This is a genomic window from Sphingopyxis sp. GW821-FHT10B01, assembly GCF_059415685.1.
In genome coordinates, this window is sequence record NZ_JBWKNS010000006.1 from 233,304 (window position 1) to 248,237 (window position 14,934).

Sequence of the window (14,934 nt, forward strand, 5' to 3'; positions counted from 1 at the left end):
GTTTTACCCCTGATAGATCGGGAAGCGTTCGCACAAAGTGCGGACGCGGCCCCGGACATTCGCTTCGACATCGGCGTCGCCATGCTCGCCCTTGTCGCGCAACGCTTCGAGCACGTCGGCGACCATGTCGCCGATTTCCTCGAACTCGGCGACCCCGAAGCCGCGCGTTGTGCCCGCGGGCGAACCGACGCGGATGCCGCTGGTCTTGACGGGCGGCAGCGGGTCGAAGGGGATGCCATTCTTGTTGCAGGTGATCGCCGAACGCTCGAGCGCTTCGTCGGCGTCGCGGCCGGTGATGCCGAGCGGACGCAGGTCGATCAGCGCGAGATGCGTGTCGGTGCCGCCCGCAACAAGGTCGGCGCCGCGGGCCTTGAGCCGGTTCGCCAGCGCCTGCGCATTGGCGACGGTCGCTTTGGCATAATCCTTGAAGTCGGGGCGCAGCGCTTCACCGAACGCAACGGCCTTTGCCGCGATGACGTGCATCAGCGGGCCGCCTTGCAGGCCGGGGAACACTGCCGAATTGATGCGCTTGGCGATCGCTTCGTCATTGGTCAGGATCATGCCGCCGCGCGGGCCGCGCAGCGTCTTGTGCGTCGTCGTGGTGACGACATGCGCGTGGGTCAGCGGCGAGGGGTGGGCGCCGCCGGCGACGAGACCCGCGAAATGCGCCATGTCGACCATCAGCAGCGCGCCGACATCGTCGGCAATCGCGCGGAAGCGCGCAAAATCGAGCGTGCGCGGATAGGCCGAGCCGCCCGCGATGATCAACGTCGGGCGATGTTCTTTCGCCAGTGCCTCGACCTGATCGAAATCGACGAGATGGTCGTCCGGGCGCACGCCATATTGCACGGCATTATACCATTTACCCGACATGGCGGGCGCGGCGCCGTGGGTCAGGTGACCGCCGGCGTCGAGGCTCATGCCAAGGATCGTCGCGCCGGGCTTGGTCAGCGCGAGCATGACCGCACCGTTCGCCTGCGCGCCCGAATGCGGCTGGACGTTGACATAGCCGCAATCGAACAGCTGCTTCGCGCGATCGATTGCGAGGGTTTCGACCTCGTCCGACGGGGCGCAGCCCTGATAGTAGCGGCGGCCGGGATAGCCTTCGGCATATTTGTTGGTGAAAACGCTGCCCTGTGCTTCGAGCACGGCCTTCGAGACGATGTTTTCCGACGCGATCAGTTCGATCTGATACTGCTCGCGGTCGAGCTCGTGCTTCATCGCCGCCGCGACCGCCGGGTCGACGGTGCCGACGCCGTCGGTGAAATAGCCGGCCGATTTGATGGGCTTGTCGAGTGTGTTTGTGGTCATCGGCTGGTCTCCAGTTGGGGCGGGTTGGAAAGCTTGTCGACGCGGCGCGCATGGCGGTCGCCGGCGAATTCGGTGGTCAGGAAGGCTTTGAGGCAGGCCTTGGCCATGTCGATGCCGGTCAGCCGCGCCCCCATCGCAATGACGTTCGCGTCATTATGTTCGCGCGACAGCTTCGCCGAAAGCGGCTCGGATACGAGCGCGCAGCGCGCGGCGGGGTTGCGGTTGACCGAAATCGAAATGCCGATGCCCGATCCGCAGAGCGCGACGCCGCGTTCGGCGCGGCCATCGGCAATCGCTTCGGCAAGCTTATAGCCATAGTCGGGATAATCGACACTATCGGGGCCGTTGGTGCCGAGGTCTTCGACCTCGTGGCCCTGTTCGCGAAGCCAGTCCGCGAGGAGGGCTTTCAGCTCGTAAGCGGCGTGGTCAGAGGCTATGGCAATGCGCATCGGCGCGGCTCCCGCATGGGTCAAGGGAATCGATGAGCGCGCTTTAGGCGAAGCCGCGCGGATTGACCATAAGCGAGGTGGCAAATTTGTGACGCCCCCGATAAAGGGCCCCTATGTCCGACACGATCATCTCTATTTTGATGCTGACCGGCGTCCTCCTCGCGGGCGGTGCCGTCTATATCTTTCGCAAGGGCGATCGCCGCCGCGCGCTGCTGATGCTCATCGCTGCGCTGGTGATGTTCGCCAATGTCGCGGTCTGGCTGGTACCGGTAAAGTAACTTGCCCGTCGCCCCCGCGATGGCGGAGGCGACGGATATCGTCAGCGGATCGGCGAATCGGGCGCGAGCCGCATATCCAGATAATTATCGAGCGACTTCATCAGCTGGTCGAGCTCATGCTCGAAGAAGTGGTTCGCGCGGGGGATCTCGTCGTGATGGATCGTGATGCCCTTTTGCGTGCGCAGCTTGTCGACGAGCTTTTGCACCGCGCCCGGCGGGACGATCTCGTCCTGGCCGCCCGCGACGATGATGCCCGACGAAGGGCAGGGCGCGAGAAAGCTGAAGTCGTACATGTTCGCCGGCGGTGCGACCGACAGGAAGCCGCGGATCTCGGGGCGGCGCATCAAAAGCTGCATACCGATCCACGCGCCGAAGCTGAAGCCCGCGATCCACGTCGTCTGCGCCTCGGGATGGATCGACTGGACCCAGTCGAGCGCCGAGGCGGCATCGCTCAGTTCGCCGATGCCGTTGTCGAACGTGCCCTGGCTGCGGCCGACACCGCGGAAATTGAAGCGGAGAACCGCGAAGCCGCGCGCGACGAAGCTCTTGTACATCGCCTGCGTGATGCGGTCGTTCATCGTGCCGCCGCCCTGCGGATGCGGGTGAAGGATCAATGCGACCGGCGCGCGCGGGCGCGGCGGGGGCGAGAAACGGCCTTCGATACGGCCTTCGGGGCCGGGGAAAATCACGTCGGGCATGGGGGCACCTCTTATCTTTTTGAGCTCACGACCGAATCGCCGGGTTGGCAGGGTGGCGGAGCGAAGATGGCGCCTATATAGAAATTGCGTAGCATGTTGCAACTTTTGCGAATCGCTCGCAATAAGGACCTGTCCGCCGGATGATTTACCTCGACTACCAAGCCACGACGCCGCTCGCTCCCGAGGCGCGCGAAGCGATGCTGCGCTGGCTGGCAGGGCCAGGGGAAGATGCCAGCTTCGGCAATCCCTCGAGCACGCATAAAGCGGGACGCGCTGCCGCGGCGGCGGTCGAGGTTGCGCGCGATCAGGTTGCGGCGCTGCTGCCCAAGGGCGGCCGTGTCTTCTTCACCTCGGGCGCGACCGAGGCGCTCAACTGGGCTTTGCTGCGCGGCGCCGACGCGATGCCGGGCGGTGTCGCGGGGCTCAGCATCGAACATGCTGCGTCGCTGCAATGCCTGGAGCGGCTGAACGCAACGATCCTGGCTGTCGATGCCAACGGACTGGCGCTGCCACCGGAGGACGCGCTGATCCCCGAAGGCGGGCTTGTGGCGACGATGCTCGTGAACAATGAGGTTGGAACGATCCAGCCGGTGGCCGACTTCGCCGCCGCCGCTCATGCGAAGAACAGTCTTTTGCTCTGCGATGCCGTGCAGGGTTATGGCCGCGTCGCGATCCCCGAAGGTCCCGATCTGATCGCGATTTCGGCGCACAAGATTCACGGGCCGATGGGGATCGGTGCGCTGTGGGTCAAGGACGGCGTCGATTTGCCGCCGTTCATGCTTGGCGGCGCGCAGGAGCAGGGGATGCGATCGGGCACCGTATCTCCGGCACTCTGCGCCGGTTTCGGCGCCGCCGCGGCGCTCGCATCGGACCGGTTCGAGGCCGACGGCGAACATGTCGAGCGCCTTTGGTCGCTCGCACTGGATCTGCTCCCCGAATGGACGATCAACGGCGATGCGACCCGCCGCTATCATGGCAATCTCAACGTCCGACGCGAGGGCGTGAACGGCCTTCGCTTGATGTCCGACGCCCGCGAAATCGCCTTTTCGCTCGGCAGCGCGTGCGGTAGCGGGTCGGGCAAGGTCAGCCATGTGCTGCGCGCGATGGGGGTCAGCGAGGTCGATGCACGCGCGTCGATCCGCCTCGGCTGGGGGCGCTACACGTCAGAGCAGGAGCTGCGCGACGGCCTGACTGCGATCAGGGACGCCGCACGCTTGCAGGGGGTGAATTAATGCACGTCACCTTCATCCACGCCGACGGCAAGGGCCGCACCGAGGCCGAGGCCGAGCCGGGCTCGATCCTGCTCGACGTCGCGCAGGCGCATCTGATGCCGCTCGAAGGGACGTGCGAGGGCCAGATGGCCTGCTCGACCTGTCACGTCATCGTCGCGAAAGAGGATTTCGACCGCTTGCCGCCTGCGAGCGAAATGGAAGAGGATATGCTCGACCTCGCCGCCGGGGTGCGGCGGACGAGCCGCCTCGCCTGCCAGATCCTGCTGACCGCCGATCTCGACGGTCTGACGGTGCATATCCCCGGCGAAAGCCGCAACATGCAGGGGCCCCGCTGATGAAACGCGCCCTTATCCTCGCCGCGCTGCTCGCAACCTCGGCTTGTGCCGCTACGCTGCGTGAACCGACCGGCGATTCGGTGATCCTCGCCAAAGAGGTCACGGATATCGAGACGCGAAGCGGCGGCCGGCTCGGCGTCGCGGTGACGGACGCGCGCGGCAATCTGTTATTCGGCCACCGCGCCGACGAGCGTTTCGCAATGTGCTCGACCTTCAAGCTGCTGCTGGCGGGGCAGGTGCTCGAGCGCGCGGCGGGCGGTGTATCACTGCGGACGCCGCTTTCTTTCGCGCGAGAGGACCTCATTCCCTATTCGCCCGGAACCGAAAAGCTGCTCGGGCCGGACGGGAAGGGCGAGCAGCGGCTCGGTTTTGCAGCACGCGACGCGGTCGTGCTCAGCGACAACACGGCCGCTAATCTGATCCTGAAACAGATGGGCGGCCCTGCGGTCTTCACTGCCGCGCTCCACCGCGCAGGCGATACGGTGACCCGGCTCGACCGGATCGAGCCCGAACTGAACGAAAACGCGCCGGGCGACGTGCGCGACACGACCAGCCCGGCGGCGATGGCGAAAGGCGCCGCTTCCTACGTGTTCGGCAACCGGCTGCATGCGGATTATCGGGGGCAATTGCGCGGCTGGATGATCGAGAGCGAGACCGGCCTGAAACGCGTCCGTGCCGGGTTGCCGCAAGGCTGGTTGGCGGGTGACAAGACGGGAACGTGCGGCACGGCCTATAATGACGTCGCATTTGTCGAAGAACCGGGCGGCGCAAAATATATGATTGCGGTCTATCTGGACCGGCCGGCGGTCGAGGGCGATGCCGCGAATGCGACGATTGCCGACATCGCCCGTGCGGTCGTTCGCGACCTGCCCTAGCCGACCCTTGCTTTTCGCCTGCGCCCCCGCCATATGCGCCGCGGGAGTCGGGCGGACGCAGTCTTCGCCAACCCGGTCAGGTCCGGAAGGAAGCAGCCGCAACGAATTCGCTGCGGGTCGTTCCGGCTCCCACCCTTACCACATGTCGAACGAATGGGCGCCGCCGGTCTTGCGCCGGTATTCCGGGCGTATGCGGCGGATTGCACGGAGGCGCGCGTAGGGCAGTCGCGTCGCGAACTTGCCAAGTTCGAAGGCGGCTTCGGTGTCGCCCAGCCGCGCGGCACGGCGCAACCAGCGACGGTAACCTTGCAGGTCATTCGCCGCGAAGCAGTTCATCGCCATATGCTGCGCCGCATTCGCATCGCCGCTTCGCCATGCTTTTCGATACCAGTAGGTCGACGATGCGGGATGATTGCCGCGCATCTTTTCGGCCGCGAAATCGCATGCGAACAGGACTTGCCCATGATCATAATTCCGGATGGCCAAGGCGCGGAAGATCGGCTCGCAAAAACCGTTCCGAAGCCCTGCCTGAATGTGCAGGGCGCGGTTGTACAGATGGTCGAGTTTGTCCTGATCGCGAAACATCGGGTGAAGGTGCATCTTGCTTTCGACAAAGGCAAGTCGACCTCCTAAGACGAGCCTATGAGCGATTCCGCCGACGACGAACCCACGATGCCGGGAATGGACCTGCCCGAGGCCGCGCCGCAGCCGTCGAGCGGCCCGTACCGCGTCCTTGCCCGCAAATATCGCCCGCAAACCTTTGCCGAACTGATCGGTCAGGATGCGATGGTGCGCACGCTCGGCAATGCGATCGCGCGCGACCGGCTCGCGCATGCGTTCCTGATGACCGGGGTGCGCGGGGTCGGCAAGACCTCGACCGCGCGCCTGATCGCCAAGGCACTCAACTGCATCGGCCCCGACGGGCAGGGCGGGCCGACGATCGATCCGTGCGGCGTGTGCGAACCGTGCCGCGCGATCACCGAGGGCCGCCATATCGACGTGATCGAGATGGACGCCGCATCGAACACCGGCGTCGACGACGTGCGCGAGATTATCGAGGCGGTGCGTTACGCTGCCGTGTCGGCGCGCTACAAGATCTATATCATCGACGAAGTGCATATGTTGTCGCGTAACGCGTTCAACGCATTGCTGAAAACGCTGGAAGAGCCGCCGCCGCACGTCAAATTCCTGTTCGCGACCACGGAAGTGAACAAGGTGCCGGTGACGGTGCTGTCGCGCTGCCAGCGTTTCGACCTCCGCCGCATCACCCCCGACATGCTTTTCGCGCATTTCAGTTCGATCCTGCAAAAGGAAGGCGTCGAGGCCGAGGCACCCGCGATCTGGCTGATCGCCAACGCCGCCGAGGGATCGGTGCGCGATGGCCTCTCGATCCTCGATCAGGCGATTGCGCATGCCGATCTCGATGGCGGCGGGATGATCGGTGCGGCGCAGGTTCGCGTGATGCTCGGCCTGTCCGACCGTTCGGCGATCGGACAATTGATGGCTTCGATCCTCGAAGGCGATGCCGGCGGCGCGATCGACCTTGCACGCGCCCAATATGCGCTCGGAATCGAGCCGGTTGCGATGGTGCGCGGGCTGATGGACCTGACCCATGCTGTGACCCTCGCCAAAGTGTCGCGCCACGACGATCCCGCGCTGGCCGAGGCTGACCGCGAACGCATCGGCGACTGGGCGCAAAAGCTCGGGTTCGCGCCGCTCAACCGGCTTTGGCAATTGCTTCTGAAGGGGCATGACGAGGTCCTGCGCGCAAACAATCCGCTCGAGCATCTCGAGATGCTGCTGCTCCGCGTGATCTACGCTGCCGCGATGCCCGACCCGGGCGAGCTTGCAAAATTGCTCGAAAAGGGTGGCGTTCCGGCGATGCCGCTCGCCGCACCGTCGGCGCCCTCGGGACAGGAAAATATGGCCGCTGAACCGGTCGCCGAAGCTGAAGCCGCGATGCCTGCAAACGCCGAGCCAGCCGCATCGCTGACTGTCGCGCAGATTCATCAACTCCTTGAAAGCGCGGGAAATCACAGGCTTGCGGTCCATGTCTATGATCATCTGCGAATCATTGCCCTTGAGCCCGGTAGCCTTGTTTTCGCGCCTGTCGCCGCGCTCGACGCGTCGTTCGCACGCGATCTGGGTGACGCATTGCTCGCCGCGACGGGCAGCCGCTGGCACGTCCGTGCTGGCGAAGGCGAGGGGCGCCCGAGCCTTGGCAGCATCCGCGCCGCGACGCTTGCCGACAATGACGCGCGAATCCGCGAATTGCCCGTCGTGAAGGCCGCTTTGGCCGCTTTTCCCGATGCAAGGCTTGTCGACGAAGCCGATAATCGCCATAAGTCGAACCCATGAAATCGATCGAAGAAATGATGAAGGCGGCGCAGGAAGCCGCCGCCACGGTGCAGGCCCAGATGCAGGAGGCGCAGGCGAAGCTCGACAGTGTGGAGGTCGAAGGCGTCTCGGGCGGCGGTCTTGTTAAGATTCTTGCGAGCGCGAAAGGCCGCATCAAGTCGATCAGCATCGACGACAGCCTGATCGTTCTCTCGGACAAGCAGATGCTCGAAGATCTCCTCGCCGCTGCGTTTAACGACGCGCGGGAAAAGGCCGATCAGGCGAGCAACGAGGAAATGGGCAGGATGACGAGCGGCCTGCCGCTGCCCCCGGGCTTCAAGTTGCCGTTCTGAGCCGGCCCCAAATCCCTCTGGGGCGCGCGGTTTAGCGCAGCGACATTGAATGCGTGCGAAGTTACGCCATATTAGCGATGAACCACCTATAGAAGGGCGGTGCGTCCGGTCGCGGCGCCCGTCCAGGAGCCGTAATGACGCAATCTTATCCCCTTCTTCCGCTGCGTGACATCGTCGTTTTCCCGCACATGATCGTGCCGCTGTTCGTCGGCCGCGACCGTTCGGTCGCCGCGCTCGAAACCGCGATGGAAAGCGACAAAGAAATCTTCCTCGTCGCACAACTCGATCCGGGCGAGGACGACCCGCAGCGTGACGATCTGTACGATGTCGGCGTTATTGCGACCGTGCTGCAGCTTCTGAAGCTTCCCGACGGCACCGTCCGCGTCCTTGTCGAAGGCAAGGAGCGCGCGAAGCTGCTGGCGCTCACCAGCAACGACAAGACCGTCATGGCGAGTGTGAAGCCTGTTGCGGACACGGTCGACGACAGCGTCGATACTGCGGCGCTGATGCGCTCGGTCGTCGACCAGTTCGAGAATTACGCCAAGCTCAACAAGAAGATGCCCGCCGAAACCGCGGTGCAGCTGTCGCAGATCGAGGACGCTTCGCGCCTCGCCGATTCGGTCGCGGGCAACCTTAATATCAAGGTTTCCGACAAGCAGGGCTTGCTTGTCGAGGATGCACCGTCGAAGCGGCTCGAAATGGTCTTCGCCTTCATGGAAGGCGAACTCGGCGTGCTGCAGGTCGAAAAGAAGATCCGTGGCCGCGTGAAGCGCCAGATGGAAAAGAGCCAGCGCGAATATTATCTCAACGAGCAGTTGAAGGCGATCCAGCGCGAGCTCGGTAACGACAATGGCGAGGGCGGTGACGACCTCGCCGAGTTGCAGCTCAAGATCGACAGCCTCAAAATGTCGAAGGAAGCCAAGGCGAAGGCGCAGGCCGAGCTCAAGAAGCTGCGCGCGATGGCGCCGATGTCGGCCGAGGCGACGGTCGTTCGCAATTATCTCGACACGCTGATCGGCCTGCCGTGGGGCAAGAAGTCGAAGCTCAAGAAGGATATCGCAAAGGCGCAGGCCGTCCTCGACGACGACCATTATGCGCTCGAAAAGGTCAAGGACCGGATCGTCGAATATCTCGCGGTGCAGGCGCGTACCAACAAGCTGAAGGGGCCGATCCTCTGCCTCGTCGGCCCTCCGGGCGTCGGCAAGACCTCGCTTGGCCGTTCGATCGCGAAGGCGACGGGCCGCGAATTCGTGCGTCAGTCGCTCGGCGGCGTGCGTGACGAGGCCGAAATCCGCGGCCACCGCCGCACCTACATCGGCTCGCTGCCGGGCAAGATCGTGACGAACCTCAAAAAGGCCGGCACGATGAATCCGCTGTTCCTGCTCGACGAGATCGACAAGCTCGGCCAGGATTTCCGCGGCGATCCGGCGTCGGCGTTGCTCGAAGTGCTCGACCCCGAACAGAATGGCAAATTCCAGGATCATTATCTGGAGGTCGATGTCGACCTGTCGGACATCATGTTCGTCACGACAGCGAACTCGCTCAACCTGCCGCAGGCGTTGCTCGACCGCATGGAGATCATTCGGCTCGAAGGCTATACCGAGGACGAGAAGGTCGAGATCGCCAAGCTCCACCTGATCGCGAAACAGGTCGAGGCGCATGGGCTGAAGGCCGGCGAGTTCGAGCTGACCGAAGAAGGTCTCCGCGATCTTATCCGCTATTACACCCGCGAAGCCGGCGTGCGTACGCTGGAGCGCGAGATTGCGCGTCTGGCGCGCAAGGCCCTGCGCCGGATTCTGGAAGGCAAAACGGAAAGCGTCACCGTTACGCCGGACAATCTTTCCGAATTCGCAGGCGTCCGTAAATTCCGCCACGGCATGGGCGATCTGGAAGACCAGGTCGGCGCGGTTACGGGGCTTGCGTGGACCGAGGTTGGCGGCGAATTGTTGACGATCGAGGCGGTTACCGCGTCGGGCAAGGGGCAGGTCCGTACGACCGGCAAGCTTGGCGAAGTGATGACCGAATCGGTGCAGGCGGCGCTGTCGTTCGTGAAGGCGCGCGCGCCCGCCTATGGCATCAAGCCGAGCTTGTTCGCGCGCAAGGACATCCACATCCACTTGCCCGAAGGCGCGGTGCCGAAGGATGGCCCCTCGGCTGGCGTCGGCATGGTGACCGCGATGATTTCGACGTTGACGGGAATTGCGGTGCGCCGCGATGTCGCGATGACCGGCGAAGTCACGCTGCGCGGCCGCGTTCTGGCGATCGGTGGGCTCAAGGAAAAGCTGCTCGCGGCGCTCCGAGGCGGGATAACGACCGTGCTGATCCCCGAAGAAAATGAAAAGGATCTGGTTGAAATCCCGGCGAATATCACGACGGGGCTCAAGATCATTCCGGTCAGCCACGTCGATGAGGTGTTGGCGGTGGCCTTGGTGAGTCCGGTCGTGCCCATCGAATGGACCGAAGCTGACGAACTTGCCGCTTCGCCGCTGGTTTCCCCGGGTACGGATCCCGAAACCACGATTCGCCACTGACCGCTCGCTGCGGTCGGGGCGAGCGGGCTTTTCGTCGCAAAAACGTCGTTTTGGGGCGTTTCTCGCCGCTTTTTGCTTTGACAAGGTGGGGCGAAACGGCGTTAGTGGCGCGCCATGGCAGAGACCATGAATCATTTAACCAACCATAAGCAGGGGTTCCTTAGGCATGAACAAACAAGACCTGATCGCCGCCGTCGCTGACTCGAGCGGCCTGACCAAGGGTGATGCGAGCAAAGCCGTTGAGGCCGTGTTCGACGCGATCACCGGTTCGCTGAAGAAGGGCGGCGAAGTCCGTCTCGTTGGCTTCGGCACCTTCGCGGTCAGCCAGCGCAAGGCATCGACCGGTCGCAACCCGCGCACCGGCGAAACGATGACCATCGCGGCGTCGAACCAGCCCAAGTTCAAGGCCGGCAAGGCCCTCAAGGACGCCGTCAACTGATCGGTGCCCCCTTTGGGTGAAAAACATTTCGGGCCGCGGCGAAAGCTGCGGCCCGATTTGCATCGGCTGGCAGTTTCGATGCGAATGCCCGTTGCAATCATCGTCGCAGCGGCTATGGACGTCCGGCTTTCGAAGATCGGACATGTCCAATTCGGAACGGGCGCGTAGCTCAGTGGTAGAGCACACCCTTCACACGGGTGGGGTCGCAGGTTCAATCCCTGCCGCGCCCACCATGACCTTGGCGGTATCCCCGGAAACGAAACCCTCGCTGACCGGGCCATTCATCGCCTATTCAATGCTTTCGCATTAGAGAAACGGCCATGATCCGCACTTTGACCCTTTCCCTCGCCTCCGCCCTGCTGATTTCGGCTGGTTCGCCTGCGTTTGCGCGCGGCGATCGCGATCAGGACAATCTGCGCGAAGCGGCGGCGCAAGGGCAGGTGATTCCGCTCAACAGGCTGATCGCCGAAATCCGTTCGCGTCCGCCTTATAATGAGATGAGCTATCTCGGCGGCCCGCAATTCGACGCGGACCGGATGATCTATGCGCTGAAATTCATGGACGGCAGCCAAGTGGTTGTTGTCTATGTCGATGCCCGCACCGGCCGGATCGTGGGACGCAAACCCTGACACCCCGATATCTACGTTTCATCGCAACGACATTTTGCGATGATCGTCCGGACTTGATACACAGTCGAAACATGCGGCCGGCCCCGTCGGACCGCAAAGGAAAGGCGCCTGAATGCGGATCTTGATTGTCGAAGACGAACCCACGCTGGGACCGCAGCTGAAGGCGACGCTGGAAGGCGCGGGCTATGCGGTCGATCTGGCGACCGATGGCGAGGACGGCCATTTCCTTGGCGCGACCGAAAATTATGACGCGGCGATCCTCGACCTCGGTTTGCCCGAGATCGACGGACTGACGGTGCTCGACCGGTGGCGCCGCGAAAAGCGCAACTTCCCGGTGCTTGTGCTCACCGCGCGGGACAGCTGGTCCGACAAGGTGGCCGGACTCGATGCCGGTGCCGACGACTATCTGGCCAAGCCGTTCCAGACCGAAGAATTGATCGCCCGCCTGCGCGCGCTGATCCGCCGCGCTGCGGGCAATGCGTCGAGCGAGTTGATTGCGGGGCCGGTGCGCCTCGACACACGCTCGGGCCGCGTCACGCTGGCCGGTGAACCGGTGAAGCTGACTGCGCAGGAATATAAGCTCCTGTCGTACCTGCTCCACCACAAGGGCAAGGTCGTGTCGCGCACCGAGTTGATCGAGCATATTTACGATCAGGATTTCGACCGCGATTCGAACACGATCGAAGTGTTCGTGACGCGCATCCGCAAAAAGCTCGGCGCCGACATCATCACGACGATCCGCGGGCTCGGCTACCAGCTCGACGATCCGCAATAAGCTGTGGCAGAGGCCGACGTCGCCCCGGCGGTCGAAACGGACCCGGACGCGGCGGACAAACCGGCGGCGCTGAGCGGCCGTATCACCGGTTCGCTCGCGCGGCGCATGATTGCGATTGCGGCGCTGTGGATTTCGGTGCTGCTGATCGGCGGCGGCTTCGCGCTCGACCGGGTGCTGACCGGCGCGATCACGCGCAACTTCGATTCCAGCCTCGAATATGTGCTGATCGCGATGATCCGCTCGTCGGAGATCGGGCCTGACGGTGAGGTGCGGCTGGTCGAACCGCTGGGCGACCAGCGTTTCCTCGAGCCGTACAGCGGCCTCTATTGGCAGATCAGCGGCGGCGAGCAGGAGCCCTATCGCTCACGCTCGCTGTGGGAACGCTCGCTGAAAGCGCCGACGCCGCACATCGACAATCAGATCCACACCTATGACAGCAACCAGTTTCCGGACGAAGAGCTGCGCATCCTCGAACGCAATGTCATCCTGCCGGGCAGCAAGACGAACTGGCGTTACCAGATCGCGCAGTCGCGCGAGGCACTCGATACGCAGGTCGGCGCGGTGCGGGCGACGCTGATTCCAAGCCTCGCGCTGCTCGGCCTCGGCCTGATCATCCTCGCGGCGCTCCAGACCTTCTATGGTCTGTGGCCGCTGCGCCATATCCGGCGGGCGATCGCCGCGATGCGCGGCGGACAGAACCGCCGCGTCACGGCGCCGCTGCCGCTCGAGGTGCAGCCGATGGTCGACGAACTGAACGCGCTGCTCGCGCATAACGAGAAACAGGCCGAAGAAGCGCGGCTTCACGCCGGCAACCTGGCCCACGCGCTCAAGACCCCGCTGACCGTTCTCGTCAACAGTGCGACGAGCTCGGATACGGAGTTGGCGGAAACGGTGCGCCGCGAGGCGGCGACGATGCAACGGCAGGTCGACCATCATCTGGCGCGCGCGCGCGCGGTCGGGCGGCGCGGGGCGGCGCAGGCGCGTGCGGTCGTGTGGGACAGCGTGAACAGCGTGTCGCGTGCGGTTGCCGCGCTTTATCCCAATGTGCGGCTCGACGCTGCAGGCGATAAGCAGCTTGTCGTGCGGGTCGAGCGGCAGGATCTGGACGAGCTGGTCGGCAATTTACTCGAAAACGCGGCCAAATATGGTGGCGGCAGCGTGTTCGTGACGATCCAGCATGAGGCCGGGATGGCGGAAATCATCGTCGAGGATGATGGTTCCGGCATCTCGTTCTCCGACCGTGACCGCGTCATCGATCGCGGCGTGCGGCTCGACAGCGGCAAACCGGGCACCGGGCTTGGTCTCGCGATCGTTCGCGATGTCGCCGAAATCTATGGCGGCAGTATCGGGCTTGAAGAGAGCGAGGATTTGGGCGGATTGCTGGTGCGGCTCAGGCTGCCCGCGGGATAGGGAATCGGTGGCCGCTTTGGGGGGAGGGAGCGGACAATCCACGTTTTCGTCATCCCGGACTTGATCCGGAATCCACCGCAGTGCTGAAGTCATGGACCCCGGATCAAGTCCGGGGTGACGAGGAAGGAAATATCTTCCCTTTGCCGGAGGCATGGCAGGGATGCCAACGACCGTAATCTGTCGTTAGCCGACATTCGTTCCGCTTCTTGCCGTCAGGCAGCGGTCACTTCGAGCCCACGCTGCACCGCCGGCCTTGCCAGCCCCGCATCGAGCCAGCGCTTCACATGGCCGAACCGATCGAATCCGACGATCTCGCGCGCTTCATAAAAGCCGATCAGGTTGCGGACCCAGCCGAGCAGCGAGATGTCGGCGATGCTGTACTCGGCACCCATCACCCATTCGCGTGTCGCCAGTCGCTCGTCGAGCACGCCAAGCAGCCGTGAGGATTCGGCCGCATACCGATCGCGCGGGCGCTTGTCCTCATACTCGCGGCCGGCGAATTTATGGAAGAAACCGAGCTGGCCGAACATCGGACCGACGCCGCCCATCTGCCACATCAGCCACTGGATCGTCTCATAGCGCGTGTTCGGATCCGCCGACAGAAACTGGCCGCTCTTATCGGCGAGATAGAGCAGGATCGCCCCCGATTCGAACAGCGCCAGCGGTTTTCCACTCGGACCTTCGGGATCGTAGATTGCGGGGATCTTGCCGTTGGGATTGAGCGCGAGAAAGGCCAGGTCATGGCTCTCGTTCGCCATGATATCGATCCGGTGCGGTTCGTAGGCGAGGCCCGTTTCCTCCAGCATGATGCCGACTTTCACGCCGTTCGGCGTCGGGGCGGAAAAGAGCTGGAGCCGGTCGGGGTGCCGGGCGGGCCAACGCGCGAAGATCGGATGTTCGGCGCTCATACTCCGGCCTCGCGCACTTGCTGATGGTGGCGGATCACTTCCTCGATGATGAAGCGCAGGAATTTTTCGCTGAATTCGGGATCGAGATCGGCATCGCGGGCGAGGCTGCGCAGCCGTTCGATCTGGCGCTCCTCGCGCGAAGGGTCGGCGGGGGGCAGGCCGCCGCGTGCTTTCAGCTCGCCCACGGCCTTGGTCACCTTGAACCGCTCGGCGAGCATATAGACGAGCGCGGCATCGATATTGTCGATGCTTTGGCGATAGCGGCTCAGTTGGTCGTCCATGGGTGCGCGGCTCCTCTCTTGCCCCGAACGCTTGGCACCGGCGAGGGGGCGGTGGCAAGCCGAAAGTCGTTGCAAAATCGTGACCGCGGCGCC

18 protein-coding genes, 1 tRNA gene and 1 other RNA gene are annotated in these 14,934 nt (G+C 63.9%); 14 read left to right on the plus strand and 6 right to left on the minus strand.

Features of this window, described 5'->3' with window-relative positions; translation table 11 throughout:
- Positions 1–3 precede the first annotated feature (3 nt).
- Positions 4–1,311, minus strand: a complete 1,308-nt coding sequence (gene glyA / locus AC07NV_RS18540; RefSeq protein WP_495167871.1) for a serine hydroxymethyltransferase — start codon at positions 1,309–1,311, stop codon at positions 4–6.
- On the minus strand, positions 1,308–1,760 hold the full coding sequence (rpiB, locus tag AC07NV_RS18545) for a ribose 5-phosphate isomerase B (RefSeq protein WP_495167872.1): 453 nt from the start codon (positions 1,758–1,760) through the stop codon (positions 1,308–1,310). Before rpiB ends, glyA begins: the two co-directional genes overlap by 4 nt.
- A gap of 113 nt (positions 1,761–1,873) precedes the next feature.
- Here rpiB and AC07NV_RS18550 point away from each other — a divergent pair, with 113 nt between their 5' ends.
- Complete coding sequence (locus tag AC07NV_RS18550) at positions 1,874–2,038, plus strand: hypothetical protein (RefSeq protein WP_495167873.1); 165 nt, start codon at positions 1,874–1,876, stop codon at positions 2,036–2,038.
- Positions 2,039–2,079: 41 nt separating this feature from the next.
- Here AC07NV_RS18550 and AC07NV_RS18555 read toward each other — a convergent pair whose 3' ends face one another.
- The gene (locus tag AC07NV_RS18555; RefSeq protein WP_054588059.1) at positions 2,080–2,736 is read right to left on the minus strand and encodes an alpha/beta hydrolase; all 657 of its coding nucleotides are present in this window, start codon (positions 2,734–2,736) and stop codon (positions 2,080–2,082) included.
- A 140-nt stretch (positions 2,737–2,876) separates the two neighbouring features.
- Here AC07NV_RS18555 and AC07NV_RS18560 point away from each other — a divergent pair, with 140 nt between their 5' ends.
- The 4 genes from AC07NV_RS18560 (at position 2,877) to ffs (ending at position 5,315) form a co-directional block, all read left to right on the plus strand.
- Complete coding sequence (locus tag AC07NV_RS18560) at positions 2,877–3,968, plus strand: cysteine desulfurase family protein (protein ID WP_495167874.1); 1,092 nt, start codon at positions 2,877–2,879, stop codon at positions 3,966–3,968.
- Entirely contained in the window at positions 3,968–4,303 is a 336-nt protein-coding gene (locus AC07NV_RS18565) for a 2Fe-2S iron-sulfur cluster-binding protein (RefSeq protein WP_495167875.1), read from the plus strand. Before AC07NV_RS18560 ends, AC07NV_RS18565 begins: the two co-directional genes overlap by 1 nt.
- Positions 4,303–5,178: a class A beta-lactamase gene (bla, locus tag AC07NV_RS18570; RefSeq protein ID WP_495167876.1), complete on the plus strand. Its 876-nt coding sequence runs from the start codon at positions 4,303–4,305 to the stop codon at positions 5,176–5,178. The genes AC07NV_RS18565 and bla overlap by 1 nt, the downstream gene beginning before the upstream one ends.
- Before the next feature lie 39 nt (positions 5,179–5,217).
- An RNA gene (gene ffs / locus AC07NV_RS18575) (signal recognition particle sRNA small type) lies at positions 5,218–5,315 on the plus strand.
- Here the strand turns inward: ffs and AC07NV_RS18580 are convergent.
- Positions 5,314–5,520, minus strand: coding sequence for a hypothetical protein (locus tag AC07NV_RS18580; RefSeq protein WP_495167877.1), 207 nt, complete (start codon positions 5,518–5,520; stop codon positions 5,314–5,316). The genes ffs and AC07NV_RS18580 overlap by 2 nt on opposite strands.
- On the opposite strand from AC07NV_RS18580, the gene AC07NV_RS18585 reads away from it, so the two are divergent.
- The 9 genes from AC07NV_RS18585 (at position 5,521) to AC07NV_RS18625 (ending at position 13,652) form a co-directional block, all read left to right on the plus strand.
- Positions 5,521–5,811 (plus strand): hypothetical protein, encoded by a 291-nt coding sequence (locus tag AC07NV_RS18585; protein WP_495167878.1) that lies wholly within the window; start codon positions 5,521–5,523, stop codon positions 5,809–5,811.
- 9 nt (positions 5,812–5,820) lie between these two features.
- Positions 5,821–7,536, plus strand: coding sequence for a DNA polymerase III subunit gamma/tau (locus tag AC07NV_RS18590; RefSeq protein WP_495167879.1), 1,716 nt, complete (start codon positions 5,821–5,823; stop codon positions 7,534–7,536).
- Complete coding sequence (locus AC07NV_RS18595) at positions 7,533–7,868, plus strand: YbaB/EbfC family nucleoid-associated protein (RefSeq protein ID WP_495167880.1); 336 nt, start codon at positions 7,533–7,535, stop codon at positions 7,866–7,868. The genes AC07NV_RS18590 and AC07NV_RS18595 overlap by 4 nt, the downstream gene beginning before the upstream one ends.
- 134 nt (positions 7,869–8,002) lie before the next feature.
- The gene (gene lon, locus AC07NV_RS18600; RefSeq protein ID WP_495167881.1) at positions 8,003–10,399 is read left to right on the plus strand and encodes an endopeptidase La; all 2,397 of its coding nucleotides are present in this window, start codon (positions 8,003–8,005) and stop codon (positions 10,397–10,399) included.
- A 166-nt stretch (positions 10,400–10,565) separates the two neighbouring features.
- Positions 10,566–10,838 (plus strand): HU family DNA-binding protein, encoded by a 273-nt coding sequence (locus AC07NV_RS18605; RefSeq protein WP_242778456.1) that lies wholly within the window; start codon positions 10,566–10,568, stop codon positions 10,836–10,838.
- A 158-nt stretch (positions 10,839–10,996) separates the two neighbouring features.
- Positions 10,997–11,071, plus strand: a tRNA-Val gene (locus AC07NV_RS18610).
- An 87-nt stretch (positions 11,072–11,158) separates the two neighbouring features.
- Positions 11,159–11,467, plus strand: a complete 309-nt coding sequence (locus AC07NV_RS18615) for a PepSY domain-containing protein (RefSeq protein ID WP_495167882.1) — start codon at positions 11,159–11,161, stop codon at positions 11,465–11,467.
- Positions 11,468–11,579: 112 nt separating this feature from the next.
- Entirely contained in the window at positions 11,580–12,242 is a 663-nt protein-coding gene (locus AC07NV_RS18620; protein WP_495167883.1) for a response regulator transcription factor, read from the plus strand.
- Between the two features lie 105 nt (positions 12,243–12,347).
- Positions 12,348–13,652 (plus strand): sensor histidine kinase, encoded by a 1,305-nt coding sequence (locus tag AC07NV_RS18625; protein WP_495167980.1) that lies wholly within the window; start codon positions 12,348–12,350, stop codon positions 13,650–13,652.
- Positions 13,653–13,864: 212 nt separating this feature from the next.
- Here the strand turns inward: AC07NV_RS18625 and AC07NV_RS18630 are convergent, their stop codons facing one another.
- Both AC07NV_RS18630 and AC07NV_RS18635 read right to left on the minus strand, forming a co-directional pair.
- Positions 13,865–14,560: a glutathione S-transferase N-terminal domain-containing protein gene (locus AC07NV_RS18630; RefSeq protein WP_495167884.1), complete on the minus strand. Its 696-nt coding sequence runs from the start codon at positions 14,558–14,560 to the stop codon at positions 13,865–13,867.
- Positions 14,557–14,841 carry a chorismate mutase gene (locus tag AC07NV_RS18635; RefSeq protein WP_495167885.1) on the minus strand — a complete coding sequence of 95 codons (285 nt, stop codon included), beginning with the start codon at positions 14,839–14,841 and terminating at the stop codon, positions 14,557–14,559. Before AC07NV_RS18635 ends, AC07NV_RS18630 begins: the two co-directional genes overlap by 4 nt.
- Between the last annotated feature and the right edge of the window lie 93 nt (positions 14,842–14,934).